The sequence below is a fragment of the Pseudovibrio sp. WM33 genome, assembly GCF_001623165.1.
Lineage (GTDB): Bacteria > Pseudomonadota > Alphaproteobacteria > Rhizobiales > Stappiaceae > Pseudovibrio.
In genome coordinates, this window is record NZ_LMCK01000101.1 from 18,672 (window position 1) to 45,545 (window position 26,874).

The 26,874-nt window shown below is 50.4% G+C and carries 24 protein-coding genes; 13 read left to right on the plus strand and 11 right to left on the minus strand.

All coding sequences use genetic code 11. The features are described from left to right. The first annotated feature begins 526 nt into the window (after positions 1-526). Positions 527-1,192 (plus strand): MBL fold metallo-hydrolase, encoded by a 666-nt coding sequence (locus tag PsWM33_RS18745; RefSeq protein ID WP_063301237.1) that lies wholly within the window; start codon positions 527-529, stop codon positions 1,190-1,192. Positions 1,193-1,238: 46 nt separating this feature from the next. Here PsWM33_RS18745 and PsWM33_RS18750 read toward each other — a convergent pair whose 3' ends face one another. Then, positions 1,239-2,216, minus strand: coding sequence for a DUF1402 family protein (locus tag PsWM33_RS18750; RefSeq protein ID WP_063298274.1), 978 nt, complete (start codon positions 2,214-2,216; stop codon positions 1,239-1,241). Positions 2,217-2,289: 73 nt separating this feature from the next. Continuing rightward, the gene (locus PsWM33_RS18755) at positions 2,290-2,781 is read right to left on the minus strand and encodes a septal ring lytic transglycosylase RlpA family protein (RefSeq protein ID WP_063301238.1); all 492 of its coding nucleotides are present in this window, start codon (positions 2,779-2,781) and stop codon (positions 2,290-2,292) included. A 166-nt stretch (positions 2,782-2,947) separates the two neighbouring features. Here PsWM33_RS18755 and PsWM33_RS18760 point away from each other — a divergent pair, with 166 nt between their 5' ends. From PsWM33_RS18760 to PsWM33_RS18775, 4 genes are all read left to right on the plus strand, one after another. Next, a complete protein-coding gene (locus PsWM33_RS18760) occupies positions 2,948-3,901 on the plus strand; it encodes a DUF1624 domain-containing protein (RefSeq protein ID WP_063301239.1) in 954 nt (317 codons plus the stop codon). A gap of 684 nt (positions 3,902-4,585) precedes the next feature. Then, the gene (locus PsWM33_RS18765; protein ID WP_208994639.1) at positions 4,586-5,845 is read left to right on the plus strand and encodes an OmpP1/FadL family transporter; all 1,260 of its coding nucleotides are present in this window, start codon (positions 4,586-4,588) and stop codon (positions 5,843-5,845) included. Between the two features lie 400 nt (positions 5,846-6,245). After that, a complete protein-coding gene (locus PsWM33_RS18770; RefSeq protein ID WP_063298270.1) occupies positions 6,246-6,443 on the plus strand; it encodes a hypothetical protein in 198 nt (65 codons plus the stop codon). 12 nt (positions 6,444-6,455) lie between these two features. Beyond that, a complete protein-coding gene (locus PsWM33_RS18775) occupies positions 6,456-7,688 on the plus strand; it encodes an OmpP1/FadL family transporter (RefSeq protein ID WP_063298269.1) in 1,233 nt (410 codons plus the stop codon). A 54-nt stretch (positions 7,689-7,742) separates the two neighbouring features. Here PsWM33_RS18775 and PsWM33_RS18780 read toward each other — a convergent pair whose 3' ends face one another. Together PsWM33_RS18780 and PsWM33_RS18785 are read right to left on the minus strand one after the other, a co-directional pair. Further along, positions 7,743-8,243 (minus strand): hypothetical protein, encoded by a 501-nt coding sequence (locus PsWM33_RS18780; protein WP_063298268.1) that lies wholly within the window; start codon positions 8,241-8,243, stop codon positions 7,743-7,745. Positions 8,244-8,248: 5 nt separating this feature from the next. Further along, positions 8,249-8,734: a hypothetical protein gene (locus PsWM33_RS18785; RefSeq protein WP_063301241.1), complete on the minus strand. Its 486-nt coding sequence runs from the start codon at positions 8,732-8,734 to the stop codon at positions 8,249-8,251. A gap of 275 nt (positions 8,735-9,009) precedes the next feature. Here PsWM33_RS18785 and uvrB point away from each other — a divergent pair, with 275 nt between their 5' ends. The 3 genes from uvrB (at position 9,010) to PsWM33_RS18800 (ending at position 13,353) form a co-directional block, all read left to right on the plus strand. Further along, entirely contained in the window at positions 9,010-11,850 is a 2,841-nt protein-coding gene (gene uvrB, locus PsWM33_RS18790; protein ID WP_063301262.1) for an excinuclease ABC subunit UvrB, read from the plus strand. A gap of 192 nt (positions 11,851-12,042) precedes the next feature. Continuing rightward, positions 12,043-12,528, plus strand: a complete 486-nt coding sequence (locus PsWM33_RS18795) for a Dps family protein (protein ID WP_063301242.1) — start codon at positions 12,043-12,045, stop codon at positions 12,526-12,528. A gap of 183 nt (positions 12,529-12,711) precedes the next feature. Continuing rightward, positions 12,712-13,353, plus strand: a complete 642-nt coding sequence (locus PsWM33_RS18800) for an HAD family hydrolase (protein WP_063301243.1) — start codon at positions 12,712-12,714, stop codon at positions 13,351-13,353. 17 nt (positions 13,354-13,370) lie between these two features. Here PsWM33_RS18800 and PsWM33_RS18805 read toward each other — a convergent pair whose 3' ends face one another. Beyond that, positions 13,371-15,287: a S9 family peptidase gene (locus PsWM33_RS18805; RefSeq protein ID WP_082827075.1), complete on the minus strand. Its 1,917-nt coding sequence runs from the start codon at positions 15,285-15,287 to the stop codon at positions 13,371-13,373. Between the two features lie 249 nt (positions 15,288-15,536). Between PsWM33_RS18805 and PsWM33_RS18810 the strand changes: the two genes are divergently transcribed. Beyond that, entirely contained in the window at positions 15,537-16,001 is a 465-nt protein-coding gene (locus PsWM33_RS18810) for a plastocyanin/azurin family copper-binding protein (protein ID WP_208988793.1), read from the plus strand. An 87-nt stretch (positions 16,002-16,088) separates the two neighbouring features. On the opposite strand, the gene PsWM33_RS18815 is transcribed toward PsWM33_RS18810, so the two are convergent. From PsWM33_RS18815 to PsWM33_RS18830, 4 genes are all read right to left on the minus strand, one after another. After that, entirely contained in the window at positions 16,089-16,988 is a 900-nt protein-coding gene (locus PsWM33_RS18815; RefSeq protein ID WP_082827076.1) for a DMT family transporter, read from the minus strand. Positions 16,989-17,185: 197 nt separating this feature from the next. After that, on the minus strand, positions 17,186-17,314 hold the full coding sequence (locus PsWM33_RS28700) for a hypothetical protein (RefSeq protein ID WP_256387170.1): 129 nt from the start codon (positions 17,312-17,314) through the stop codon (positions 17,186-17,188). 168 nt (positions 17,315-17,482) lie between these two features. Further along, complete coding sequence (locus tag PsWM33_RS18825; RefSeq protein WP_063301246.1) at positions 17,483-17,893, minus strand: DUF3775 domain-containing protein; 411 nt, start codon at positions 17,891-17,893, stop codon at positions 17,483-17,485. A gap of 444 nt (positions 17,894-18,337) precedes the next feature. Next, entirely contained in the window at positions 18,338-18,736 is a 399-nt protein-coding gene (locus PsWM33_RS18830; RefSeq protein WP_153039851.1) for a GtrA family protein, read from the minus strand. A gap of 274 nt (positions 18,737-19,010) precedes the next feature. Between PsWM33_RS18830 and PsWM33_RS18835 the strand changes: the two genes are divergently transcribed. After that, a complete protein-coding gene (locus tag PsWM33_RS18835; RefSeq protein ID WP_063301247.1) occupies positions 19,011-20,210 on the plus strand; it encodes a pyridoxal phosphate-dependent aminotransferase in 1,200 nt (399 codons plus the stop codon). 114 nt (positions 20,211-20,324) lie between these two features. On the opposite strand, the gene PsWM33_RS18840 is transcribed toward PsWM33_RS18835, so the two are convergent. Next, on the minus strand, positions 20,325-21,038 hold the full coding sequence (locus PsWM33_RS18840; protein WP_063298259.1) for a hypothetical protein: 714 nt from the start codon (positions 21,036-21,038) through the stop codon (positions 20,325-20,327). Between the two features lie 447 nt (positions 21,039-21,485). Here PsWM33_RS18840 and PsWM33_RS18845 point away from each other — a divergent pair, with 447 nt between their 5' ends. Beyond that, on the plus strand, positions 21,486-21,995 hold the full coding sequence (locus tag PsWM33_RS18845; protein ID WP_063298258.1) for a DUF992 domain-containing protein: 510 nt from the start codon (positions 21,486-21,488) through the stop codon (positions 21,993-21,995). A 245-nt stretch (positions 21,996-22,240) separates the two neighbouring features. Further along, complete coding sequence (locus PsWM33_RS18850) at positions 22,241-24,301, plus strand: elongation factor G (protein ID WP_063301248.1); 2,061 nt, start codon at positions 22,241-22,243, stop codon at positions 24,299-24,301. Positions 24,302-24,428: 127 nt separating this feature from the next. On the opposite strand, the gene PsWM33_RS18855 is transcribed toward PsWM33_RS18850, so the two are convergent. Continuing rightward, positions 24,429-25,319 (minus strand): NAD(P)-dependent oxidoreductase, encoded by an 891-nt coding sequence (locus tag PsWM33_RS18855; protein ID WP_063301249.1) that lies wholly within the window; start codon positions 25,317-25,319, stop codon positions 24,429-24,431. 265 nt (positions 25,320-25,584) lie between these two features. Here PsWM33_RS18855 and msrP point away from each other — a divergent pair, with 265 nt between their 5' ends. Continuing rightward, positions 25,585-26,559: a protein-methionine-sulfoxide reductase catalytic subunit MsrP gene (gene msrP, locus PsWM33_RS18860; RefSeq protein WP_063301250.1), complete on the plus strand. Its 975-nt coding sequence runs from the start codon at positions 25,585-25,587 to the stop codon at positions 26,557-26,559. Positions 26,560-26,874 lie beyond the last annotated feature (315 nt).

Below are 26,874 nucleotides of genomic sequence, written 5' to 3' on the forward strand. Positions count from 1 at the left end.
GATTTAAACCTGCCAGTATCCGCATGTACTCGCTTTCTCAAAGCCAATTGCCCGTCCGAAAACACACAAAAAATAAATCAAATGTCTTAGTGGGGCTTTGGTTAAGAGCTCCTACCTGCCTTGCATCGCAAACAATCCCTAATTGCTTGGCCGGGTAATAATAGTGGCCAGTTCAACATAGGCAGTCTTTACGTATGCGCGGCATATCATAGGGTTCAGTTTGGTAATAGGGCAAGCTTTTCCTAGGGAAGGTTGAGGTAAAACCCTATGAAATTGGGGGTGTAGCCAGAAATGGGAGGATAAAATCACATTATTTACATCTAAAATATCGAATAATTTTGCGAAGAAAAATGATATTTGCATGTTTGACCATCGCTGCAATTATAAATGGTATTTTCTGGGACTTAGTTACGTGGTTGTATTTGCAAGCCCTAATATTAGCAGGTTTCTGAAAGGGCTGAGAGTAGCCCAGCATATCTGATTACTGTATGGTGCAAGGAATTCGGAATTTGGAGATGAAGCACTTATGAGTGATGCCAGCAATAAAGCAGATCTGACGGGAATTCAGATAACTGTTGTTCCGGTCACTGCCTTCCAGCAGAACTGTAGCATCGTGTGGAATAAGAATACGCGCAAAGCTGTTGTCGTTGATCCGGGTGGGGATGTGGATCACATTCTTGCTGCGCTTAAAGAGCTGGATGTGACTGTAGAGCATATCCTCATCACTCATGGGCATATCGACCATATCGGCGGTGCTGCTGAACTGGCAGAGACGCTGGATGTTAAAGTGATTGGCCCGCATGAAGATGATCGTCCGCTGATTGATCGTGTTGAAGATCAGGCCAAGCAATTTGGTTTGGATGCAGTCAAGAAAGTAGAACCAGATCAATGGCTTGTTGAAGGTGATGTCGTCACTGCTGCGGGAGCTGAATTTCAGGTTCTACACTGCCCAGGCCATGCGCCGGGGCATGTTGTGTTTTACAACAAGGATCTGAAGCTGGTGATTTCGGGTGATGTATTGTTTGCAGGGTCGATTGGGCGAACTGATCTGCCGGGTGGTGATCATGATACGCTTATCGCCTCAATTAAGGAAAAGCTTTTGCCGCTGGGCGATGACATTACGTTCCTGCCTGGGCATGGGCCAGCTTCTTCGCTTGGCCACGAAAGGCTGAACAACCCATATCTGAAATAGCCAAAGGCTATCTGAGAGTTTGAGGGGGAGTTTGAGCTCCCCTTTTTTATCGAAGGATTGCCTGGAGTTCGTCGATGCGCTCGTTGATGAGCCAGCCGTAGTAATTTTCTCGCGGCAAATGTGCTGGTGTTATTCTGCGCTTGTTCCGATAGGAAATAGCGCGTTCCCAAGGGTTTCCGAGATTATACAGTGTCGACGTGATGCCAGGGTTTTCGGAGATATCGACGTTAGCGACCTTTTTGTAAGCGTTGATGGCGTCCCTTAGTACTGCTGCGGTGTAGTGAATTGATTTGTTTGGGTCCATCACCGTTTTATAAAGGCCAGAGGCATCTTTTGAGCTGAGTTTTGGCAGGCCGCTGATGCTGCTGACCATGTCATTCATCTTTAGGGCCGTAAGTGGCGTTATCTGACCTAAACCGAAGCTTTGGCCTGCGAACATTGGTCTGAAAAAAGCTCTGTGAAAAGGCTCTCGCGGATAGCGGATCGAGCCGATTGTTTTGCCCATAAACCTTGTGTTCCAAATGAGTTCGTAGCATCTCCACCGGCTGTTGCTGGTTTCCTGGCGGCGGCATGTGTTGAATTGCGGGCGCTTTACAAAACTCCAGACTTTCTCGCCATCATGTTGGAAAGAAATGGGAATTCGCGCGTATTGCAGAGCCTTCATGTAATAGCCCTGAGCGCTGTCGAGGCTATCATAATTGTAGGTATGCTCTCCAACGATCGCACCCAGGATGTGGACCGGGTCTATGTTGTACAGACTGGCGACCTTCTTGATGTTCTTGATCAGGCGGCCTTCTCGTTTAAGCACTTTGAGAATGCGCTGAAACTTTTTTTCATAGGTTCGCTTGAAGGCTTTGGTACGCGTTGCAGAAGCGCTGGGGATGGTCGGCTGACTTTGGAGGCGATTGCCAGAGGGAACCACAAGCGGAACATTTGCCTGTGCTGAGCTTAACAATAAGTCAGGTGAAGATAAGACTAGGGCCGTTACTAAAAAGAATGCACTTGCTTTTATAGGTATTATCATAGCAATCGAACTCTGCACTATTAATCGCTGTTGATTTTGATTGCTTGATACGTATCTGAATTGTCCTAAAAATCTATTCAGATTCTATGGTTTGCTTTCTAGCGTAAGTAAGTTGTTGCTTTTTACAACTGTGGCCACTTAGGTATTGCTTGAATTCATTGGCGACAGAGATGCGCACTTGTATTACGCCGCTTTGAATAAAGCCGAGTTCTGCTGCAGCAGCTTTGGAAATATCAATCAGGCGGTTTTGGGCATATGGGCCGCGATCATTGATCCGGACCGTCAAAGACTTGCCGTTTGACAGATTGGTTACAAGCACTCTTGTACCCATCGGCAATGTCAGATGAGCAGCTGTGAGCTTTGCTGGGTCCATCTTTTCCCCATTCGCTGTTTGAGAGTTGAGGGCATACCAGGATGCTTCTCCGCATTGGGCGGTTCTTTTTATTTCCACCTGATGAGGGCGCAAGATGAAGGCGACAGACACTATCAAGATAGCGGCGATGAACAGAAGGAGAGCAGAGATGCGACTACCGCGATGGGTTAAGCCTTTATTGTTCCAAGACATTCTGAAGCCTATTGGCAATTTAGCTACGTCAATTATACAGGGTTTCCCTTGTTTTAGGGACCAGAGAGATTTTCTGTGTTGTTGAGTTGGTTTATGTAGATTGAAAAAAATGATCACGTTTGTAGCGGTGCGTACCGCGCGAACATATTCCGGATAGGGGAATAAAGTGCAGCAAAAGCTATTGACTGGAAGACTTATCCTCGCGGATGTCGCCCGCGGCCTCGCGCTCCTGACAATGGCAATCTATCATTTCTCCTGGGATCTTTTTTGGTTTGGTGTTGTCGACTGGGATGTTTCCGGTTCGCCAGGTTGGCGGTTGTTCGCGCAATTGATTGCGGGCAGTTTTCTGTTTCTGGTTGGGTTCAGTCTGGTGCTGGCGCATAAAAGCGGTATCCGCTGGGAGAGTTTCTGGCGTCGAGAGATAAAGGTGGCAGTTGCTGCGCTTGCGGTTTCGGTTGCGACTTATTTTATCTTTCAGGATCAGTGGGTTAGATTTGGAATTTTACATTCAATCGTGGTGTCGAGCCTTCTTGCCCTGCCGTTTTTGCGTGTTCATTACGTGTTTGCGTTGCTATGTGGGGCAGGGGTGATCCTTCTCTACCACTGGCTCGGGGATTATGTGCTGCCATACCGGCAGTTTTTCTGGCTTGGGCTCAACTCCTTACCTGAAGTTTCCGTTGATTATGTGCCACTTATTCCTTGGTTTGGGCCAGTGCTTTTGGGCATCGGGTGCGGGGATATCCTGCATCGCTATAATCTTTTGCGGTTTTTGCGCGGTTCTGCGTTTCCGAGCGTTATTTCGCGTTGTTTTGCGTGGTTCGGTCGACATTCCCTTGCGACCTACCTTCTGCACCAGCCGGTCCTGTTCGGGATCGTTTGGGCTGGTGTGACTGCTGGAGTGATTGGTACCAGTGGCGATGTTCAGGTCAGGAGCTTTCAGCAATCTTGCGTGATGGCTTGTAGTCAAACCGTGGATGCCAGGCAGTGTGAGCAGGCGTGTCGGTGTACCTCCTCTGAAATAAAAGAGCGAGGCATGTGGGAGGACTTGCTGACAAGACCGAATGATGCGGATGTGCGTGAAATCGCGCAGCAGGTCTTTCAGGTGTGTCTGCGCCGGTAAGTTCGGCATCCCTTTGCGATATGATTTTATCCCCCTGCTTCAAGGAAGATATGCCCGCGTTAAGCTGATTTAGCCGATCTGTTTGTGAATCAGTCAGGCAGAGCTCTCTGAAATTTCGGAGAGTTGGGCATCAACTATTCTGGTGCGCAGCTATTCCTCTGAAAAAATATACATTTTCTGGTCGCTGAAATCTCAAGGGGGCATTCATGAGGTCTTCCTTTCCTAAAAGGCTGTGTTTTGCGCTCTTACCTATACGTAAGTTTTGGAATTGAATGAGATTTTCACAATCTGAGCTGAGATGTCGTTTCTATGAGTAAGTCATAGTTTGCTCAATTGTGCAGCTGACATGAAGTTATCTTCAGAAGAAAAATACTCAAAACTACAGATAGACGGTATTGACCACGATAAATGTACGGATAATATATCACTCGGTAAATATACGCAGTTATTATGAAGTGATGTTGAGATTTTCGTGCTTGTGGGGGAAGTATAGTCGTAATCTATGCTCAAATAATGTTTTAAACATAGCGTACCTCCATGAGGTGAGCTCTTCTTTCACGACATATCTTCGCATCCCTTCAGGAGTGAGACCGGTTTTGGGGAATTACCGGAAGCTCACGAGTATGGGGGAAGAGAATGCGGGTTTTGAAGAATGCAGGCCGAGGCCTTGCAGCAGGCTGCTTTGTGCTGGCCGGATCAAGTGCTGCCTTTGCGGGTGCGTGGGATAATATGGGAGTTGGATCCCTTGATCTGCTGTTCGCGCCAGAAAAATTTGTGGTTGAAGGTGGGGCGACCTACTTTGACCGGAATGTTGATTACAAGGTGAAGAGTGCAAAGGCGCAAGGCGGGGCTGATGTTGGCGTTGGCCCTATCGCTTCCAATTCGACCAACGAACGTACCACTCCAAATATTTGGAACTATCAGGTCGGCGTAAAGGCCACTTTGATGGAAAATCTGGATTGTCTTGGGCGCACATATAATCCATTTGGGATTACAGAAGAAATGGATCCTACCTGGGCGGGCCGTTATGGGGGGTATAAGACTGAGGCAGGTACATTCGGATTAGATGCAACTTGCGCGTATAAGTTTCAAATTGATGGCAGTAGTAATTTCAGGGCGATTGTTGGTGTTAAGGCTTTGGACTTAACTTACGATTCTGATGGAATGGTCCTTGGTGTTGCTTTAGCAAGTGGTCTTGTTGGGACACCTCTAGAAACTGCTCACGATCTTGGAAGCCGTACAGCTCCAAATGGAAATACATATAGTGATTTTGTCTCTGGTGCTTCTTTAAAATCCAAGGGTATGAGTTGGGGATGGCGTGCAGGCGTTGCTTATGAAATTCCTCAATACGCAATGAGAGCCAGCCTTGTATACGATTCAGAAATTGAATTTGACCTTGAAGGTGAAACCTACGTCAATGATGTTCCGTTGAAACCTATTGCTGGTGGAGGAACGACCAATATTCCTGGAACTGCTTTTGCTTCTCTGACGTTGCCTCAATCAGTTGAATTGAATGTTCAGTCAGGCATAGCGCCTGGGTGGTTGGCAACTTTCGGTGTCAAATGGATGGATTGGTCTGTCATTGATAGTCTTGTTTTGACGGATGCAAAGGGCGACAAAAAGACTGATCGGGCTCTGAACTTCAAAGACGGATGGACTGTTAAGGCAGGTGTCGGCCACAAGCTCAATGAAAAATTGAGTCTTGGCAGCTCAGTGCAATGGGACCGCGGTGTCGGGGGGAGTTATTCTGATACCTACACACTAGGGCTTGGTGGGTCTTATGCACTCAATGATAAGGTCAAGGTCATTCTCGGTGGTGCGGCAATCTATAAAACCTCTGGTGCGGGTGATGCTAACAATCTGGCTAGTGGGGCTGAAAATAACTATGAGTATGATTCTTCTTGGAATTACGCGCTGAATACAAAATTGCGCATTGCGTTCTAAGTAAGTTCAAAAAACTCAAATACAAAGCCGGGGGCGTTGTCTCCGGCTTTTTTTGTTTTGGGTGCTCGTGCCGGGATTTTAGGGGAATCCCTCATTGTGCGTGATTTGTGCAAGATGCAGCTCAATTTGTGCTGTTTATGCAACAATTTTGTGGAGAAATGAGCATGTTGGATTGTTGGAAAACCTATCCCAAAACTCTTAAGTAACTTACGTATAGGTAAGTTTGACTATCGTCTAATGCTTAGTCGCTCTTTGCGATTAACTGGCCTTTGTTTGAGACTAGTAATATAACATCATAATTTACCTTAGGTCATATTAAAGTCTAGAAAAGCTTACCCAAGCGAAATAGTGTAGTATTTATACTATGGGAGGGGTGATTATTTCTCCCGATGCGTTATGCATGCAGTCAGAACTATATCAGTTTGCTCTGCAAATTGGTGGGATTGCACTGGCGCGAGACACGTTGATGCTCGTTGAGTGCGGATTGCAGGATTATCGCATTGGGGCGAAACGCACTGCATTCCGCATCTTAAGCAAGTGCTCCCAACTGAATGAACCTAAAATCGGTGTTTTAAACACTGTGTACGGGGAAACATAAGGGGGAGAGGGCATGCGTGTTCTCAAGACATTGGCTCAGACAACCGTTCTGGGCTGCGCGGTATCCATGATTCCTGCTGCTGCATTTGCAGGCGGTTGGTCCACTGAAGGCATTGCAGACTACGATTTGCTGTTTGCTGACGGCAAGTTCGTTGTTGAAACTCAGGCGACTTATGCAGACCGTAACGTTGACTTCAAGAATGCGAAGACAAACCAGACTGGTCGGCCAGAAGACACAACTAACTCATCCGCTGATGACATTGCACCGAACATCGCAGTGTTTTCTGGTGCCGTAAAAGTAGAGCTGCTGGAAAATCTAGACCTGTACGCTCGTCTCAACCAACCTTATCTAATCCGCGAGCAACCTGGATTTGATTGGAACGGCCGTTATGCCATTGGTGAAACAAATGCAGATGCCTTGGGCTTCGATGCAATGCTGAGCTACAAGCACGAAGTGAGCAAGGGTAACTTCGTGCGTGTATTTGGTGGTCTACGCTCTGTTACGGTTGATTATGAGCAGTTGTCCAAGACACTGGCTCCTGTTATCGATCCTGGTACTGGCCTTCCTATTGGTACTGTTGATCTGGATACAGATATTAATGTGGATTCAAAACGAGAATACGGCTTTCGTATTGGTGCAGCATTCGAAAAACCAGAGATCGCGTTACGTGCGATGATCGCGTATGAGTCCGCAATTGATGTGGAGCTTGATGGCGCGCTTTCCATTCAGAATGTTGGAAGTTTTGGTTCAAATGCAGAAGCGACGCTTCCTCAGTCAATTGAAGCGAAGGTTCAGACCGGTATCGCTCCTAAATGGTTGGCGTCCCTCGGTGTTAAGTGGACTGATTGGAGCGTACTTAATGAGCTTGCTGTTGATGTGGCTTCTCCAGGTGGCCCAGTACCAACAAAAGTAGTTCGTGATCTTGGTTATTCTGATGGTTGGATTGTTGAAGCTGGTATTGGTCATCAGTTGACAGACAAACTGAGCCTCGGAAGCAGTGTTACTTGGGACAAGGGTATCGGAGGCCCTTACTCTGATACATATTCGCTTAGCCTGGGTGGTAGTTATGACTTCGCGAAGAACGTGAAGTTTACACTCGGTGGTCGAGCAATCTTCAAAACCTCAGGTGAAGGTAGCTATGACATTGCTAAGACTGGAGCTGTGAACTCTCAGGTTAACACCGATTACGAATACGACTCCTCCTGGAACTTTGCGGTTTCCTCTAAACTCCGCGTAGCGTTCTAAGCTTTTGTATCTTTGAGAATTATGGGGCCGGGGATGGTGATCTCTGGCCCTTTTTTATTTTGGGACTGAGGCGATGAGGTGGCATTCGTAGCGGTTGTTGCTGCTGAAGCGGATTTCGACAGATGGTTGTTTAAACTTACTGTTGATGCGAAAGATCACGGCTTGAGCGCCGAGGCTTGAAAGATGGTCGGGTAGTTTGTTGCTGAAGAATTTGTAGTGAGCTTTGATTGGGTGGGCTGTCATTTTGATGACTTCACCGGCAACAGCGATTTCAACAAATGTGTAGGTTGAGGTGGTGTCGATTTCATAATCGATAAACACTGCCGTTCCACGAAACTCATCATAAATTTCCTGACAATGGTCGGTCATTGCTGAGGAGGCTGCCCCGGCACTCACTGCTGTTCCAAAGTGGGCGATGGGTAGCATGAGTTCTTCTGTGATCAGTCGTGCATTTGCCATGCCAGCTGAGCCCAAGTGGACTGCAGCAGCTATGCACAGCACCACCGCTTTTTCGCGAAGTGGTTTGTTGTGACAGGCGATTGCTGGGAAAGGCATTTGCCTTACTGTCTCAGCTTAAAGGCTTCAGTGCTCAAAAAGCATTTGTCTGTTGGTTGGTCTCCAGCTGCAATGATGTGCACCACTTCATCGTCGAAGTCGTCTTCCATTGTAAAGATGACCCTTAGAAACCCTTTGCTTTTCAAGATATCTGGCATCTTGTCTGAGGTGAAGGAATAGGTTTCCGGTATGCCGAGAGGGGTGAGCCTGACTTCAGTGCTTTCCACCAGTGCCACTGCTCTGTTTTGGGTTGGGCTGATCTGATATTCGACGAAAACTTCCTTGCCCATGCCGAACTCGTACTTTTTCTCGCATGCCTCTGTCACAGCGGGGTCTGATGAGCCGTCTTCCTTTAGGCCAATGATGAAATTGAGTGGGACGAGGACTTCGCCGCTGACGTTTTTGGAAGGTGCGGCTTGGGATGCTGTGGCGAGGAAAAGAGAGGCGGCAATGATGGTGAGTGTACCAACTCCGAAATGTAGCTCTGTCATTCTTGTTATTCCTGCTCGGTATGAGACATGAGCGTCAAGCTAGTGTGAGAGCGATTTTGCGGTTGGTTTCATTGAATGGAACACGCTCTGGCTGTTGTGGTGCAGTCTGCGGCAACCTCAGGCATCACTCAATTCAATGCAGTCAGTCTGGTTAAGAGAGGGCAACGGGTTCTTTCAAATCTTTGCTGAGAAATTAAGAGGATGATTACACGAGAGTGATGGAACGAACTAAGAACATACTTTCTTTTCCAAATGACTCACGGCATAGTGCACCCATGACTAAGCGCCCTACAAAATCTTCCAGTTCTTCTTCATTGCCTGAAGCTGAGGGCTCCACCTCTGGCTTTGGTGAAGCTCCGCAGCCTGCTCTTTCTGGCAGTCCGTTGTCAGGTTCTGTGTCTGACTGGGCAGATCAGATTGCTGATGAAGATCTTTCCGGGCTGAAAGCTCGCAAAGAAGCGGAGCAGCCGAGCGAAGAAAAGGCTGCTCCGAAGAAGAAAGCTGCAGCGAAGCCAGTGGCCAAAAAGCCTGCTGCCAAGGCGAAGAAAGCACCTGCCAAGTCTGCGCGGGGCACGTCCATGGGGGCCACGAGTGATCCGCGTGAGCGGGCCAAGGGTGGTTTGAACCCGGTAGCGGGGCTGGATATCTCGCTGGAAGATGCTGAGAAGCTTCTTGATAGTCACGTCAAAGAGACGAAGAAAAAGAAGAAGAAGGCCAAGGAAGACACGATCACCGGAGCGACAGCGACTGTACAGGCGCTGGCACGGCTGATTGAGCAAGGCCGCTCTGATGAATCCGGGGAGGATGCCTGGGTTCCGCACCGGCCGGAGCGTCCGTCAAAGTCTGAGGGTGGGGTTCCCATTGTTCTGGAATCCGAATTTGAGCCCAAAGGAGACCAGCCGACGGCGATTGCGGACCTGAAGGCCGGTCTTGCGGATGGAGATAATACGCAGGTTCTGCTGGGTGTTACGGGTTCTGGTAAGACCTTCACCATGGCGCAGTTGATTGCGCAGACACAGCGCCCGGCGCTGATACTTGCGCCCAACAAGACGCTGGCGGCGCAGCTGTATGGGGAGTTCAAAAGCTTCTTTCCGAACAATGCGGTTGAGTATTTTGTTTCCTACTATGATTACTACCAGCCCGAAGCCTATGTGGCGCGGACGGATACCTTCATTGAGAAAGAAAGCTCAATCAATGAGCAGATTGACCGGATGCGCCACTCTGCAACCCGCTCGCTGCTGGAACGTGATGATGTGATCATCGTGGCTTCGGTCTCCTGTATCTACGGTATTGGTTCGGTTGAGACCTATACGGCCATGACTTTCCAGCTGGAGGTTGGTGAGAAGGTTGAGCAACGCCAGCTGCTCGCCGATCTGGTGGCGCTGCAATATAAGCGCAATGATGCAGCTTTCCAGCGTGGGACGTTCCGCGTGCGGGGGGATACGATTGAAGTGTTCCCGGCGCACTATGAGGACCGGGCATGGCGTATTTCCCTTTGGGGCGATGAGATTGAAAGCATCACTGAGTTTGATCCGCTGACAGGTAAGAAGTCTGGCGAGCTTCAGCTGGTGAAGATCTACGCGAATTCGCACTATGTGACGCCAAAGCCGACGCTGAACCAAGCCACCAAGTCTATCAAGGCAGAACTCAAGCAACGCCTTCAGGAGCTGAATGATCATGGCCGTTTGCTGGAAGCGCAGCGGCTGGATCAGCGCTGTACGTTTGATCTGGAGATGATGGAGGCAACGGGCGCCTGTGCGGGCATTGAGAACTACTCCCGATATCTGACTGGCCGTGCACCAGGTGAACCACCGCCGACGCTGTTTGAATACCTGCCTGACAATGCGCTTGTGTTTATTGATGAGAGTCACGTGACCGTGCCGCAGATTGGCGCGATGTACCGAGGTGACTTTAGGCGTAAGGCGACGCTGGCGGAATACGGCTTCCGCTTGCCGTCCTGCATGGACAACCGGCCTTTGCGGTTTGAAGAGTGGGACGCTATGCGGCCCCAGACAGTTGCGGTTTCAGCCACGCCGGGCAACTGGGAGATGGATGAGAGCGGCGGTGTGTTTGCCGAGCAGGTTATCCGCCCGACTGGTCTGACTGATCCTGATATTGAAATCCGGCCTGCCAAGACGCAGGTGGATGATCTGCTGGGCGAAGTGCGGGAGAAGGCGGCTAAGGGCTTCCGTACGCTGGTGACAACGCTGACCAAGCGCATGGCGGAGGATCTGACCGAGTATCTGCACGAAAATGGCGTGCGGGTGCGGTACATGCACTCTGATATTGATACGCTGGAGCGGATTGAAATCCTGCGTGATTTGCGCCTTGGAGCGTTTGATGTACTGATCGGGATCAACCTGTTGCGTGAGGGGCTGGATATTCCTGAATGTGCTTTGGTGGCTATTCTGGATGCTGATAAGGAAGGGTTCTTGCGTTCTGAAACCTCGTTGATTCAGACCATTGGTCGTGCTGCGCGTAACGTAGATGGTAAGGTTATTCTTTATGCTGACAGAATGACTGGCTCTATGGAGCGTGCAATCGCAGAGACCAACCGTCGCCGGGCGAAGCAGGAAGAATACAACGAAGAGCATGGCATTACGCCGGAGAGTGTGAAGCGCTCTATCGGCGATATTATGGAAAGCGTTTACGAGCAGGATCATGTTTCTGTCGATGCTGGTTTTGCCGAGGAAGGGGCCACCATTGGTCACAACCTCAAAGGCCATATTGAAGACCTTGAGAAGAAAATGCGCGAAGCTGCAGCTGATCTTGATTTTGAGATCGCGGCGCGGTTGCGCGATGAGATCAAGCGCCTGCAAGAGACCGAACTTGCAATTGCCGATGACCCCATGGCACGACAAACTTCTGTTGCGCAGCAAACCGGTGGGTTTGGTGGGAAGAAGAAATATGGTGCCGCTGGCAACCTGCCCAAGGCAGAGGCGGATAAAGCTGATGCTGGCACCAAGGTGCATAAGCCACGGCTGGGTGAGATGGGGCCGGGAACGGACCTGCCGACACCCGCTGGAGCTACAGGTGAGAAGAAACCGCGCCGGACTGCGTCAGGGCGCAGTTCAGGCGGACGACCAGGCACGCGGACCCATCGAAAGAAGAACTAGAGCAGATTTGATTGATGATGGATGCCTGCTGAGCCTTGGTTTGGCGGGCATTCTTTGACTGTCACGTTTACTGCTCAAGCTGATTTGCTGAGTGTGCAAGATTTTAGCGTTAGAACTAAACATTACCTAAAGGTCATCGCTTACCTTACACCCGCCTTACAAAAAGGCCGATGTAACTGTGAGGAAAAACACATGGCCCCAACATCAATTGGACTCTCAAAACAGGCACGGGAACAGACCGCGAAGCATTTGAACAATCTGCTCGCAGATGAGTTTGTGTTACTGATGAAAACGTGGAGCTGTCACTGGAATCTGAAAGGTCCCAACTTCATCAGTCTGCATGAACTGCTCGATGAGCAATATCATGCGCTTGTTGATTTTGTTGATGATATTGCTGAGCGTGTCCGGGCTCTGGATTGCATCGCTTTGAGATCTCTGCATGATTGCCATGAGCATACACGGCTTAAAGAAATGCCTTCCGAAGTAGCTCTTCCAGATCAAATGGGTATGATTGCTGGTTTGCTGGCTGATCATGAGTCCGTTGTTCGAGAGCTGCGGATTAATCACGACAGTGTTGAAGAATATGAGCATGATGTGGGGACTGTCAGTTTGATGGAAGACCTCATTATCAAACATGAGAAAATGGCCTGGTTCCTCAGAGCTCATCTTGAAAAGTAAGTGCGGTTTGCTTCTCGGAGGGACTGAATGGTGACGCCTGGAAACTGATCGGGCAAAGTTTGTGTTCTTTCGCGCTGGCCTGCTTTGGATAAATCATATAGTGCTCTCAGTAGCCTGAGTGCGTACTGATAGCAGTCGCATCTGATCAGCTATAGTGGAATTTGTAGTAGTAATTGGCGTTGCATGACAAAGCACATTGTTTGGGACTGGAACGGTACCCTACTGGATGATTTCGAAATCACTGCGCAATATGGCATCGACTATTTTGCAAAGGCTGGATTGAGTGGTGTGACGTTTGAGGATGTTCGCCAGCATCATACCCGGCCATTTGCGGATTATATCAAGTCGCTGATGGGACGTGCCGCTACTGAAAGCGAGCTTGCCAGCTTCTACAGTGACTTCAGCAAAGTCTACGAGCCTGCGATGTATGATTTGCCACTGGCACCTGATGCGTTTCATGCTCTTGAGGCTATAAGCGGTGCTGGTAAGAGCCAGTCGATCTTGTCCATGGCTCCTCATGAGGAGTTGGTCTCGCTTGTTCGGCACAATGGTATCTACGAGCACTTTACCCGTGTTGATGGCGCACGGGATTTGAAGAAGCATTTCAAAATCGACGCACTCAAAGCGCATTTTGATGAGCTGGGTGTGGAACCTGCCAGCGTCTGCGTGATTGGTGACAGCATTGATGATTTTGATGCGGCCAACGGTCTTGGAGCTTCTGCTGTTCTGGTTTCAACCGGCATGTACTCCCACGACCGCCTCGTCGCCACAGGCGCCCCAGTCGCCACCAGTCTTACCGGTGCTGTCGCTGAGGCGCTGAAGTAGCGGATTATGAGCGATGGTTACAGACCGTCGATGAGATCACGACCTGCGAGAATCTGGAGGGTCGAGCCTTCCAGATCGGTTCCGACGGGCTCCTGCTGGCCGCCCAGATGTTTGGCGAGAAACAGTTCTACCATGGCATGATAGGCTCGACGGTTGTGCATTTTCTGAATGCCGTGGCCTTCGTCCGGGAAAAGGCCGTAGGTGACTGGGATGTCGTGATCTTGCATGGCGGAGACAATTTGCTCTGACTCTGGTGGCTTGACGCGTACGTCTTTGCCACCCTGAACGATCAACAACGGTTTTTCGATCTTCTCAACATGGGTGAGAGGTGAGCGTTCCTTCAGGAAAACGCGACCTTCTTCTGTCGTGAAGTCTCCAAGACGTGTTCTGTAGAGAGACTTCCACGTTTTCCAATATTCAGGGATGGTATCCAGAAAGCTGAGCAGGTTTGATATTCCAACCAGATCAATTGCACAGGCAAACTTCTTCGGGGTTTGAGTCAGGCCAGTGAGTGCTGCAAAACCACCATAGCTACCACCCATGATGGCGATGCGGTTGGGATCGGCTATTCCTTCATCAATGGCCCAATCGACAGCATCCAGCAGGTCAGTTTGCATCTTTCCACCCCACTCGTTGCTCGCAGCATTTACGAATGCCTTGCCAAAGCCGGTGGAGCCTCTGAAGTTGACGGATAGAACGGCATAGCCTCGGTTTACCAGCCATTGGTGTGTTGGGTGTATCCCCCATGAATCTCTCATCCAAGGCCCGCCATGTACCAACAGCACCATGGGATGAGGCCCTTCTGCTTTGATTGGTCGTGACAGGTAGCAGACAAGGCCTAGCCCATCTCTTGTTTTGACGATTGCGGGTGACATTTTGACCAGCGGTAAGTTTTGTAATTTGGGTTGAGTGACAAACAGGAAGGTGCCTTTTCCGGTTGATCTGTCATAGCAGTAGAATTCAACGGGCTGGTTGTCCTGCACATGAGCAAGAATGAGTTTTTCTGCATTTTCTGAAAGGCTGCTGATTTCTATGTCTCCAGCGAACAGCTCCTTGAAAGCAGAGAGAACGGATTCAAACTGTGGGTCTATACCCTTCCAGTTGGTACGGGCAAATGTGGCCTTAGCTGCCAAAGGACGTTGTGTGTGCGGGGCGAGCAACAGATTGCTGATGTCTGCCTGCGAGTCTTGTGCCAGAACGGTAATGGCTCGTGTTTGTGTATCTTCTGCTAGTGCAGCGGCTTTGTCTCGCCCGCGGCTGTCGATCCAGAACAGGGTTTGTCCATCTTCGCTGAACTCAACAGGTCTGGTGGTCAAACTGTCTTCAAAGGGAATGAGGGCGTAACGCTGCCAGTCTTTGCTGCTCGGTCTATAAAGATATTCAATCTCGCCGTTGTCGGTGTAGCGGCGGGCGAGGCGGACGTTGAAGTTGCTGTCCGTAAAGAAGCCTGCAAATTGGTCGTTCTGCTCAATGAGCTGGCTGGCTCCAGTAGAAAGAGAAACCTTGTAGAGGTCGAAATGCTTTTCAGACCTTTCATTATGGGCGACCAAGATTTCATTGGGGTGATTTTTCGAAATTTCCTGAAGATAGGCTTTAGCTCCGACCTCTGGCGTCAGACATTTGGCATCTGTGCCATGAATAGAGACGCTCATGATACAGAAGTTCTCATCGCCTGACTGATCCCGAGAAAACAGAATGTGCTGGCCATCAAACGCCCACTCGAGCGTGAGACCAAGATGGCGGTCTGTGAAGCTTGTGAGAGGGCGGGCTGTCTGCGGGTCTTCGATGTTGGCGAGCCAGAGATTGTGTACGCCGTTGATGGGGGCATGAAATGCGATCCATTGACCACAGGGGCTGATTTTAACCAGGCGACGCTCAATGGGATCGAAGAATGTCTGGCGTGGTATGAGGCGAACTCTTTCCTTCAATTTCATGGTGGATTGTCCTGCTTGAGATACCAAGATTTTCCAGAGTATCAGTAGCAATGGTTTGCTTGTCTATCCTCGCGTGTTTGGCTGAGGGGGCAGTTCAGTCACTTGCGTTAGGGATTGAAATGCTTTTCGCTTGCCGCGGTCATCGCCTAAATTATTCATTTCAGAAATAAGCTGCGTTAGATCAATGCGGACTGCCAGTTACGGACGCATTGTTGATAATAATTCCGAATTGCAGGTGGACGTTTCTCGATGAAAAGAATTCTCTCAACTCTTCTTGTGAGTGTATTGATGGCGGGTGGTGCTCTTGCTGGGGAGGGCAAGACGTATTCCGTTAATCAGGTGACTGATGCCAGTGCGAACACACCTTCTCATATGTTCCGCTTTGAGCCGGATCTGCTTGAGGTGCCGCTGGGCGCTACTGTGAAGTTTGACAATTTTGATGGGAACCATACGGTTATTTCGATCAAGAAGATGACGCCGGATGGCGGGCCGAAATTCAAGTTCAGCAAGATGTCTCCTGATCGGAATGTTACCTTTGATACACCGGGAATTTATGGTGTGACCTGCGGTATTCATGGCCGTTTTGGAATGGCGATGATCATCAAGGTGGGTGAAGACAGTGCCGAGGATTTAGAGGGCGCTCGTTCTGTGGTGCCAGGTGGCCGGATGGGTACCAAGATCTCCCAGATTTTGGATCGGCTTGAAGATAAGTGAGCGTGTAGAGCTTGCGCAGAAGTTAGATAGAAAAAAGGCAGCCGGTTGGCTGCCTTTTGTGTTTTGTGCTGATGCTTTCAAAAGGCTCTATTCGGCCTGCGCTATGCTTCGTCGGGATTTGAGGTAGTGTGGTCCGACTTCAACAAGCAGGATACCGCTGAAGATGAGGGCGCAGCCGACCAGTCCGATTGGTGCGATGCGTTCGCCCAGAATGACGGCAGCAGCCAGAGCAGCAAAGAGAGCTTCTGAAGACAGCATGATGGCCGCATCGGACGGTGTTGTCCATTGTTGGCCAAATGCCTGGAAGGTGAAAGCTACGCCTCCGGACAAAGCTCCTGCGAAGAAGATCTCGAACCATGCATCCTGAAGTGCCTGGACAGAGTAGGTCTCGAAGAAGAGTGAGGCGATTATGCAAACCACGCCGAGGAAGGCGAACTGGATGACGGCAACGGTAATTGGGCGGCCAGAGGAGGTTGCAAGACGTCCAACGAAGATCACTTGAAGAGCCCAGAAAACTGAGCACAGGAGCATGAGCAAGTCGCCGCCGTTCAATGCTGTCAGACCACCGCCAAGCAGATAAATGCCGAGGAGGGTGAACAGGCTTGCGGGCCACACGAGGAAGTTTGGCTTTCCTTTAAAGAATACAGTGACAAGGATTGGCGTCAGCACAACATAGATCGCGGTTAGAAAACCGGCGTTTGTGACGGATGTTATCACGATGCCATATTGCTGCAGGACAGTGCCCAGTGTGAAGGCAACACATACCATCAAAAGTGCTGGAAGGTGGGCCTTGCCAAGTTTTTTGGTGCTGTGCACGCGGCGTTCGCGCAGTGCAAATGGCAATATTACCAAGGTGGCGAGGAGGAATCGCAGACCAGAAAACTGCAGCGGTCCAAGACTTTCCATTGCAGTTGATTGCGCGACAAAGGCCATGCCCCAGATGAGGCCGGCCATGAGAAGAAGTATGTTTGCAGATGCCCTAGTCATCCCGCAGCTGTACTGCAAGCGAATAGGTGCTGCAACCGGTGTGTCAGCGCTTCCGTTGAAATTCTCTCAAGGCGATTTTGAGCTTTTTGATGATGCCAGATACGTAGCGTTTATTGGCATTCGCGCACGGTGCGCTGACTTCTGTCTTGTGAGCGCATTGTTGTCATTTGATTGGGTTCAACCAAATGGAACGCGCTTTAAAAGACAAACAGGACCATGATCATTATGCCAACGAAAGCGGCTATGACTGTAGCCGCAACAGGCCATGGTGATTGTGCATGGCTGACGTGCTCTTTACGATGGTAGTCAACTGGCGAGGTTCTCATTGTGCTCCCCTGCGGCCCTGGTCAGTTGTTTTCCTGAGTAGGGGCCAATAGACGCGGATTACATCGAATACAGAAAGTATATATTACTGGATTTTGGTGTGTTCGAGATACCACAGGTTGAGCTTAAGCAGATCACTCAATTGCAAAACTGCTATTGCCCATATTTTCTCATAGATTCAGAGCTTCGAGACCAGCCTCGAGATAATCAGGCAAGAGGGGGAGGCCCAAAAGATAAGCTGAGACTGGAGACGTGGATCGTTCGCGTGCTTCTGAGAAGGCAATATCCAGGTCGTTCTGATCATAATCGCCGCGACCAATCCATGCGATGGCGACCAGTTCTGTCGCTTCGTCGATGTTGAGGTCGTCGATGATTTCTTTCAGTTCTGCGCCGGAAAAGTCGTCATGCTCTTCTTCTGCAAGTCCATCATGGTGGTGAACGTTTTCCAGCTTTTCCGTGTCGAAGGAGAGGTCACCCTCGTGGCCGTCCTCGTAAGTATCTGGAAGGCTTTCGGAAACAGCGCGCGCTTTTTGTACGATCAAGCGAACAGTATCTGCAGATAGTGCTAGTTCTACGGCCATCGTTCGTCCCCGCTTATTGCTGTAAAAGAACGTTACTCCTGTTCGGAATTATTCTGCAAGTGGAACTTATGGAACACCTGCCTGCTGTCCAATCGCGCTGAGCGGTAGTATGGCGCTGCTGAGAGTAATAGGCGATTTAAGCGGCAGAAAAGAAAAGGGAATTGGTTAAATGGAGGTTAGTGCGTGACCGCAACTTATCCTATGTAGTTCTACCGAGCGGAATACTGGATATCGTTATGGTTAAAAAAAACAGTATATACCGCAGGGGTAGTGGTTGTTTGTGCGCTGCACCTACGAGTAGCATTTGATGTAAGGGCGAAAATACAATCAAATCTCCTAGAGTTTCTAGGTGCTGGCGGACCTGAGTGCTTTGTGCTGGCAGGGGTGTTTCTTACCCTGTCGGCACATCCAAAAAAGAGCCCCTTTTTCCTGAAATACCTGCGCTTAGATTTTGAATGCGTAGATTTTTGAAAGCACGAAGTTGAAGGTCATGGACACCAGTGTGGCGAGGATAACGGCCAGATAGGTGGAGAAGCTGTCGATCAGGGTGATCAGCGCGCCATAGGTGCTGTAGTTGATGACCGCCCCCACGCTGTTGACCAGAACGAATCTCACATACTCCCCAAACGGATTGCCTTCAGAGCGGAAGGTGAAGATGCGATTCCAGAACCAGTTGTTGGTCATGGCAATCCAGATGGAAAGGATTCGCGCAATGAGGGGATCAAGACCAGCCACTTGCCAGAAAAAGGCGAGGGCTACCAGATCGACCACAAGACCAGAGCCACCAACCATTCCGAAGCGAATGAACTGATTTTCGAGTAGTTTTCGCAGCAGGCTTTTCACGGAATTCAGGCTCTCATTTCTGATGGGACCAGCTAAATCTTCAGGTCTTTAGCTTGAGAGGCTGCTTAGCTTTGTTCCTCCGGAAATACAAGAGACGCAGCGTCACAGAACCCCTGATTATATCTGGGGAGTAATATTTGAAAAAATCTGCAGTCTTTGGCGAAATTTGAGCAGAAAAACTGGCGTGTTTGCGCTTGCCAAGCTTTGGTCTGCGCCTTAGGGTCTGCCCGCACTTATTTTGCGAAGAACGTACCCGCTTCTATTGGAGGGCATTATGGGCTTTATCGCTGACTCGCTGTCTCGTGTGAAACCATCTGCAACGATTGCAGTGACCACGAAGGCACGCGAACTGAAAGCCGCAGGCCGCGACGTTATCGGCCTTGGTGCTGGTGAACCAGATTTTGATACGCCAGACAACATTAAAGCTGCTGCAATTACAGCTATTAATGAAGGCAAAACAAAATACACAGCGGTTGATGGCACTCCTGAGCTGAAACAGGCAATCAGCGCCAAGTTCCTGCGTGACAATGGCCTGAAGTATGAGCCAAACCAGATTACTGTCGGAACCGGCGGCAAGCAGGTGCTCTACAATGCATTGATCGCAACCATCAATCCAGGCGATGAAGTTCTCATCCCAACACCATACTGGGTGTCTTACCCTGACATGGTGCTGCTGGCTGGTGGTGAGCCTGTGGTTGTTGAAGCGGATCAGAAGACCTTCAAGATCACGCCTGAAGCGCTGGAAGCGGCGATTACGCCTAAAACCAAGTGGTTGATCTTCAACTCACCATCCAATCCGTCTGGTGCTGGCTACACGCGCGATGAGCTGAAAGCTCTGACCGACGTTCTGCTGAAGCATCCGCATGTCTGGGTCATGTCTGACGACATGTATGAGCACTTGATCTATGATGACTTTGAGTTCACCACGCCTGCGCAGATCGAGCCTCAGCTTTATGATCGCACTTTGACCGTGAATGGCGTTTCCAAAGCGTATTCCATGACCGGCTGGCGTATTGGTTATGCGGGTGGCCCTGCTGATCTGATCAAGGCGATGGCGAAGGTTCAGTCTCAGTCCACCTCCAACCCATGCTCCATTTCTCAGGCAGCTGCGGTTGAAGCGCTGAATGGGACACAAGACTTCATCCCGGTCAACAACAAGGTCTTCCAGGATCGTCGTGATCTGGTTGTTTCTATGTTGAACCAGTCTTCCGGTCTTGAGTGCCCGGTTCCAGAGGGTGCGTTCTACGTGTTCCCATCCTGTGCTGGCACCATTGGCAAGACTGCGCCGTCCGGCAAGGTGATCGAGACTGATCTGGACTTTGCAGGTGAGCTTCTGGAGACTGAAGGTGTTGCTGTTGTGCCGGGCTCTGCGTTCGGTTTGGGTCCAAACTTCCGCGTTTCCTACGCGACTTCTACTGAAGCTCTGACTGAGGCTTGTACTCGTATTCAGCGCTTCTGCGGAAACCTGAAGTAAGCTTATCTGGAAAAAGAGCGCCGAAGACCTCTTTGGTGCTCAGCTTTCAATAGAAAAAAGGCGCTGCATCACGCAGCGCCTTTTTTGTTGTAGGTGTTTCGCGAGACTGGATGTTTAGTCCGGGAGGAGAGCATCCAGAATGTAGCTGTTGTTGACGAATGTGCCGCGGCTTTCCTCAACCAATGTCTGTGCATCGGCGAAGGAGAAACGGACGCCTGCCATGATAGAAGCGTTTTCAAGCTTCTCAGAGCGCAGGTCTGCGAACATTGTCATGCCGTTGGCGGTTTCTGTGCCTGGCTTGAACTCCATACCCATTGCGTAGATATGGCTGTCGCGCAGATAGCGGTAACCCGCGTAAAAGCGTGCGTTTTCGCTGGCGTAGTAAGATGCGGTTGCACCACCCATGACTGAGCCCGTATCGTCGATCATCTGAACGCCGATGAGGCCGTCAACAGACAAGTTCTCAAAGTGAACCTGTGCTTCTGCACCTAGGTAGCCGAGTGAACCGGCTCCACCGTTGATTTGCGCTGCAGAGCCAACAACACCGAAGTAGTTGTAGTCCTGCGTGCGGAAGCCCATGCGGCCTGTGCCAGCATAAAAGCCATAGTCTTTTGTTCCGCCTGCGGTCGCATCAAATTGTGATGCAAAGCCTGGACCCTGCCCGAAAGCAGCTGTTCCTGACAACAGGCCCAGCATCTTGCCTTCGAGTGCCCCGAAAGCAGTGGTAATGCGGGCATTGATAGGATTTGCCTGCGCGATCGCTGGAAGAGTTGCAATGGCTATTGCACCGGTTACGCCAAACAAAAGTGTCTTCAAATTTGAGCGCATTGCTGATTCTCCGTACTCAATTTCTGAGTGGAGAGTCTCGTGTTTTATTTAAAACATTGTTCTAAAGTGTCCCAAAATGGGTCAAATCATTAGGCTTAACATCTATGGTTAATAATTGGTTTACAGCTTTATGAAACCTTCCAGGAATGTAGGCTTTATCGATTATTTTGCTGTAAGTCATTCTGCATGCTGGACTTCTCGTAGATGACTTTGAGCGGCTTAAGGGATGCTTAGGGTTAACCCGGTTAGGTGACGGACAGGGCAGGCCGGTCTGTGATGCGTTTATGGTGAAAATTCTAATCACAATTTCTAACGTATATCACTAGGTAAAAATAACGTTGTAACTAAGCGGGGTGTTCACTGTGATCGAAGCAAGGCTTTGACAGTTCGTACACTTTGCTTTCCCATTGTAAAAAGGTCGTAGAGCCTGAGCACTGGAGAATAATAATGAGAAAATGCCTAGCTTTTGCTGCTGTCGCCGCTCTTGGTTTCAGCACTTCCGCCTATTCTGCAGACACACCTGCAGCTCCTGCTGAAGAGCCAAAGAAAGATCGCCCAGGTGTTGAAGTTGGATCCTTAACTTGTGATCTGGTTGCTGGGACCAACTTTATTGTTGGCTCTTCTCACGAACTGTCCTGTGTCTTTAAATCGCCAAGTGGCAAGCGCATCGAAGGATACACCGGTACGATCAATAGCTATGGCATCGATATTGGACCCGTCACATCTGGAACGTTGGTGTGGGGTGTTGTTGCGCCGAAGGCTAACCTGAAGCCGGGTTCTCTTGCCGGGAGTTACGGCGGTGTGTCTGCCGGTGTCACATTGGGTGCTGGTGTGCAGGCGAACGTCCTGCTGGGTGGTCTGAACCGCTCCATCGCTTTGCAGCCTTTGAGCTTGCAAGGGCAGACCGGAGCGAACATCACAGCGGGTGTTACAGGGTTGCGGTTGACCAAGCAGTGATCCATTAAATCTTAGGGGGATTGAGAATCCTAACCCTTTGATCTTTATAAATAGCGCCGGTTCATATTGTGCGGCGGACTGTCACGCTTCAGTCCGCCTTTGTTTTGGAGCTTGCATATCACTGTGTTTCCGAGTGACGATACTTATCCAGAGTCTTATAATACTCTGGAAGGCGCGTGTGATTTTGCGCCGCCGTGGCGCAAGCGCCCGTGCCTGCTTCCCAACCCAAACAGGGAGTATGGATCATGGGAGACAAGCATGTCGGAGTTGCCGGAGGCAGGGTTCGCAGCCCTCGTTCGGTTGCCATAATTGGACCTTTCGCAAGTGGCAAGACCACACTGCTGGAAGCTCTTCTCGCACGAACGGGGGCTATTGGGCGACAGGGAAGTGTTGACGCGAAAAGCTCGCTGGGTGACAGCAGTGACGAAGCGCGTGATCACAGCATGAGCGTTGAGGCGAACATTGCCACCTGCACCTATAAGGGCGATCATTTCACATTTATCGACTGCCCTGGATCCGTAGAATTTCTTCACGAAGGCAACAGTGTCTTAAATGGCATAGATATTGCCGTTGTGGTTGCTGAGCCAGATGAAAAGAAAACAGCAGCTCTTCAACTCATTCTCAAATCACTCGAACAGCGGAACATCCCGCATGTTCTCTTCTTGAACAAAATAGACAAGGCAACAGGTAGTGTGCGCGCGATGCTTCAGGCGTTGCAGCCAGCTTCGAGCCTTCCAATGGTGTTGCGCCAGATCCCGATCTGGGAGAATGGCACTGCGACAGGTTTTATTGATCTGGCGCTGGAGCGGGCCTTTGTCTACCAGGAAGGCAAGCCAAGCAAGACCATCGAGATTCCAGATGATGAGCGCGCCCGTGAGGTGGAAGCGCGCTATGCCATGATGGAAATGCTGGCAGATCACGATGACGTTCTCATGGAGCAGCTTTTAGAAGATGAAGCACCTGAGAGTGAGGTCATTTTTGATGATCTTGTGCAGGAAATGCAGCGCGGTGAAATCTGCCCTGTGTTTATTGGCAGCGCGATCAAAGGCAATGGCATCCGCCGCTTGCTGAAGGCTTTGCGCCATGATGCTCCAGGTATTGTTGAAACCCGCAAGCGTCTTGGGCTCAAGGAAGATGATGCCATTCTTCAGGTGCTGAAAACCTACCACACTTCACATGGCGGCAAGCTCTCTGTTGCTCGTCTGTTTGGTGGGTCTGTGAAGGAAGGTGCGCTTCTTTACGACAGACATGGGGAAGAGTATCGCCCATCTGGTCTGTTCCAGATGCAGGGTTTGCAGCCGAAGAAGATTACAGAGGCTGTTGCTGGTGATCTGGTGGCTCTTGGCAAGCTGGATAATATTGAAACCGGCATGACCCTTGGTGTTGGTGCCAAGCCTTCGCAAAGTCTGTTTGTCGTTGATACTCCGGATGCAGTTCTTTCCAAGGGGATTACGGCGACAGAACGGAAGGATGAAGTCAGACTCTCTACTGCGCTTTCCAAGTTGGTGGATGAAGACCCATCCCTGAGCATTACCCAAGTCCAGAGCACGGGCGAGACCGTACTGGAGGGACAGGGTGAAATGCATCTGCGGGTTGCTCTTGAGAAGCTGACCGGGCGCTATGGTCTGTCAGTGAAGAGCTTTGAACCTCGTATTCCATATAAGGAAACCATTCGCGGCACGACTGAACTGCGCGGACGCCATAAGAAGCAAAGTGGTGGCCACGGTCAGTTTGGCGATGTGGTGCTGGCTATTCAGCCTATGCCACGCGGTGAAGGGCACAGCTTCAACGACACGATTACTGGTGGCGTGGTGCCTAAGCAGTACATTCCCTCTGTCGGGGATGGCGTGAAGGAAGCTCTTGAAAAAGGGCCTTTGGGCTTCCCGGTCGTGGATGTGGCTGTGACGCTGAAGGATGGCTCCTATCACTCCGTTGACAGCTCCGATCAGGCTTTCCGCATGGCAGGCATTCTGGCTATGAAAGATGGTTTGAAGGAATGTAAGCCAGTTCTTCTTGAGCCCGTTGATAAGGTTGTTGTGGCCTGTCCATCAGATACCACAGCCCGTATCAATGCGATTGTTTCTGGTCGCCGTGGACAGATCCTTGGATTTGACGCCCGCGATAACTGGGATGGCTGGGATGAAGTGGAAGCGATGATCCCTGAGAGTGAACTCAGCGACCTTATTGTAGAGCTTCGCTCTGCAACAGCTGGTGTGGCAACGTTCTCTCGTAACTTTGACCACCTGGCCGAGCTTTCCGGCAAGGCTGCGGACAAAGTGATTGAGGGTGCAACAGCACCAGCCTGATACTCCAGAGCTTGCGCGCGTATTCTTGTCCGAAAACCGGAGCCACTTTTCGGGAATACGCTCTAAAGTGAGATAGAAAAAGAACCCGGGGCAATGCTCCGGGTTTTTCTGTGCTCCTGCAATCCTCTCATCTTCGTTTGATGGGCGGCAGGGAGGCTGTTTGGGCCATGAGGCGGGCGAGGATGGACCAGTCTTCGTCTGCATATCCGGCTGCGATTGCAGTCCGGAGTTGGTTGGCGATGATTTCTGCTGTGGGGAGAGGTACTCTGAGGTCCCGAGCTGTTTGTTGCGCTAGATTGACGGCCTTCAAGCCCAAGGCGGTCTTGAAGCCGGGAGTGGGGTTTTCCTCGCGGGCGATGAGAGGGGCGTATGCTTGATAGATGGGCGCGCTGAACAGTGTCTCTGTTATCAGCGTGAGGAAGGTCTCCGGATCTATGCCAGCCTTTCTTGTAAGAGTGAAGCTTTCGGCCAAGGCTTCTACTGCCGCCGCTATCATGAAATTCATGCCTAGTTTGGTGACCGCAGCTTGGCGCGGAGTTGGACCCATCCAGAACTGCCGCGTGGATATGGCTTCCAGCACAGAGCGAGCCTCGTCCATTGCACTGCGTTCGCCTGCTGCGACGGCGACCAGTTGTCCTTCCGCGGCTTTGTCTGGTCGGCCAAGTACTGGCACACACAGGAACCGGACATTGGCATGCTCATGGGCAGCAACGAGACGGTCTACCATTGGTGGGCTGATGGTGCTGTGGGAGATGGAGATGCTGTTTTCTTTGAGTGGGAGTGCCAGAGTGTCTCCGGCAAGATAGACGGCTTCAACAGCTGCATCGTCTGACAGCATTGAGCAAACGATATCGCAGTCTGCGAAGTCTTGCAGGGATGTGGCTTGCTGTGCTCCCTCCGCGACAAGGCTGGCGGCTTTCTCCGAAGAGCGGTTATAGACCTTCAGCGCATGGTCTTTGTTAATGCGCTGGGCCATTCCTAGACCCATAGCGCCAAGGCCGATAAATCCTAGTGTCATCGTGTCGCTCCTTTGCCCTGTCTGACATGCGCTGTGCGTTTCAGGATAAGTTGGAGGCGTGTTTGAAAGCGTGTCCTGAACTCGCTGAATTTAACGAAATGTATTCTGATAGGCGCAGAAGATTGTGGTGGGAGTGAGAGGCTCTCTTCTTGATCACGAACAGGATCACGGGGGCTTTACTTGAAGTTTAAGGGGTTTCGCCGCTAAGTCATAGGCCAATATTGGTAGACATTACCGTAACCCTTACCTGCTTGGAGATGGCAGCATGAACATTATTCATAGGCCTGAATGGATTATTCCGGAAAGAGAAGCGACACCTGAAGATGTGTTCTTCAACCGGCGCAGGTTTATGAAGGGTTTGGGCGCTGTTGGCCTTGGTCTGGCTGCTGGTGGAACCGGCTTGGTGAGCAATGTGTTTGCCCAGGATGGTAAGGATCCAACACTTGATCTCTATCCAGTCAAGCGGAATGCTGATTTCACTCTTAAACGCGCAATTACGCCTGAGAGTGTGACTTCGGTTTACAACAACTTCTATGAGTTTGGTTCGCACAAGCGCATTTCTGGTGCTGCTCAGGCGTTGAAGATCCGCCCATGGTCCATCACGATTGATGGTATGGTCGATAACCCTCAGACCATCGATTTTGATGATCTGGTGCGTAAAATGCCTTTGCAGGAGCGTCTTTACCGTCACCGTTGTGTTGAAGCGTGGGCTATGGCTGTGCCGTGGACTGGTTTCCCGTTGTCTGAGCTGGTGAAGTATGCTGGCCCGCAGAACGGTGCCAAGTACATCCGCTTTGAGACCTTTGAAGATTCCGACGTGGCCAGCGGTCAGCGTCAGTTCTGGTATCCATGGCCTTACGTTGAAGGCGTGACCATGGATGAGGCCATGAACGATCTGGCATTTGTTGCGACTGGCATTTATGGCAAGCCGTTGCTGAAGCAGTATGGCGCACCGATCCGTTTGGTAATGCCTTGGAAGTACGGCTTCAAGTCCATCAAATCCATCGTGAAGATCACCTTTACTGATCAGCGTCCGGTTAGCTTCTGGGAGAAGATTGGCCCAAGCGAATACGGTTTTTGGGCCAATGTGAATCCGGAAGTGCCGCATGCACGCTGGTCGCAGGCTTCTGAGCGTTTGCTGGGTACGGATGAGCGTGTGCCAACACAGCTTTACAATGGCTATGCGGAGCAGGTAGCGCACCTTTATAAGGATCTGGAAGGACAGAACCTCTATCGGTAAACGCTTGCTGATAAGCTCTTATAATGGTCTGGGTGGTTAGTTGCGAATGAGCAGCAAAGCCACCCGGGCTTTTTTGTGCGCGTTGAGCTTTGGTGCTGGATTTGGCGAATTAGCCTATTCACTCAATGAGTTTTTAGAGTTGTAGGATTAGGCAGGATTGAACTGGAAGGATAACCTGCCTGTTGTTGTGGATAACTGAAAAATGGCCTGTCCTCGTCAAAAGAGGAATCAAAACGGACCGCTGTTATTCTGCCGGAATGTGCAGAGTGATTTGACTGCCGAGCCGTTCCGCCCTGTCAGCTTCGCTTATGGCGT

Excerpts from the sequence above, each read along its gene's own strand:
- PsWM33_RS18855 (WP_063301249.1), bottom strand. The coding sequence starts at position 25,319 with ATGACACTAGGATTTATCGGCCTTGGCGCTATGGGTCTAGGAATGGCC.
- PsWM33_RS18845 (WP_063298258.1), top strand. The coding sequence starts at position 21,486 with ATGAGAAAATGCCTAGCTTTTGCTGCTGTCGCCGCTCTTGGTTTCAGC.
- PsWM33_RS18835 (WP_063301247.1), top strand. The coding sequence starts at position 19,011 with ATGGGCTTTATCGCTGACTCGCTGTCTCGTGTGAAACCATCTGCAACG.
- PsWM33_RS18745 (WP_063301237.1), top strand. The coding sequence starts at position 527 with ATGAGTGATGCCAGCAATAAAGCAGATCTGACGGGAATTCAGATAACT.
- PsWM33_RS18805 (WP_082827075.1), bottom strand. The coding sequence starts at position 15,287 with ATGAAATTGAAGGAAAGAGTTCGCCTCATACCACGCCAGACATTCTTC.
- PsWM33_RS18780 (WP_063298268.1), bottom strand. The coding sequence starts at position 8,243 with ATGCCTTTCCCAGCAATCGCCTGTCACAACAAACCACTTCGCGAAAAA.
- PsWM33_RS18825 (WP_063301246.1), bottom strand. The coding sequence starts at position 17,893 with ATGGCCGTAGAACTAGCACTATCTGCAGATACTGTTCGCTTGATCGTA.
- PsWM33_RS18775 (WP_063298269.1), top strand. The coding sequence starts at position 6,456 with ATGCGTGTTCTCAAGACATTGGCTCAGACAACCGTTCTGGGCTGCGCG.
- PsWM33_RS18795 (WP_063301242.1), top strand. The coding sequence starts at position 12,043 with ATGGCCCCAACATCAATTGGACTCTCAAAACAGGCACGGGAACAGACC.
- PsWM33_RS28700 (WP_256387170.1), bottom strand. The coding sequence starts at position 17,314 with ATGAGAACCTCGCCAGTTGACTACCATCGTAAAGAGCACGTCAGCCAT.
- PsWM33_RS18815 (WP_082827076.1), bottom strand. The coding sequence starts at position 16,988 with ATGACTAGGGCATCTGCAAACATACTTCTTCTCATGGCCGGCCTCATC.
- PsWM33_RS18850 (WP_063301248.1), top strand. The coding sequence starts at position 22,241 with ATGGGAGACAAGCATGTCGGAGTTGCCGGAGGCAGGGTTCGCAGCCCT.
- PsWM33_RS18750 (WP_063298274.1), bottom strand. The coding sequence starts at position 2,216 with ATGATAATACCTATAAAAGCAAGTGCATTCTTTTTAGTAACGGCCCTA.
- PsWM33_RS18810 (WP_208988793.1), top strand. The coding sequence starts at position 15,537 with ATGAAAAGAATTCTCTCAACTCTTCTTGTGAGTGTATTGATGGCGGGT.
- uvrB (WP_063301262.1), top strand. The coding sequence starts at position 9,010 with ATGACTAAGCGCCCTACAAAATCTTCCAGTTCTTCTTCATTGCCTGAA.
- PsWM33_RS18840 (WP_063298259.1), bottom strand. The coding sequence starts at position 21,038 with ATGCGCTCAAATTTGAAGACACTTTTGTTTGGCGTAACCGGTGCAATA.
- PsWM33_RS18755 (WP_063301238.1), bottom strand. The coding sequence starts at position 2,781 with ATGTCTTGGAACAATAAAGGCTTAACCCATCGCGGTAGTCGCATCTCT.
- PsWM33_RS18770 (WP_063298270.1), top strand. The coding sequence starts at position 6,246 with ATGCAGTCAGAACTATATCAGTTTGCTCTGCAAATTGGTGGGATTGCA.
- PsWM33_RS18800 (WP_063301243.1), top strand. The coding sequence starts at position 12,712 with ATGACAAAGCACATTGTTTGGGACTGGAACGGTACCCTACTGGATGAT.
- msrP (WP_063301250.1), top strand. The coding sequence starts at position 25,585 with ATGAACATTATTCATAGGCCTGAATGGATTATTCCGGAAAGAGAAGCG.
- PsWM33_RS18785 (WP_063301241.1), bottom strand. The coding sequence starts at position 8,734 with ATGACAGAGCTACATTTCGGAGTTGGTACACTCACCATCATTGCCGCC.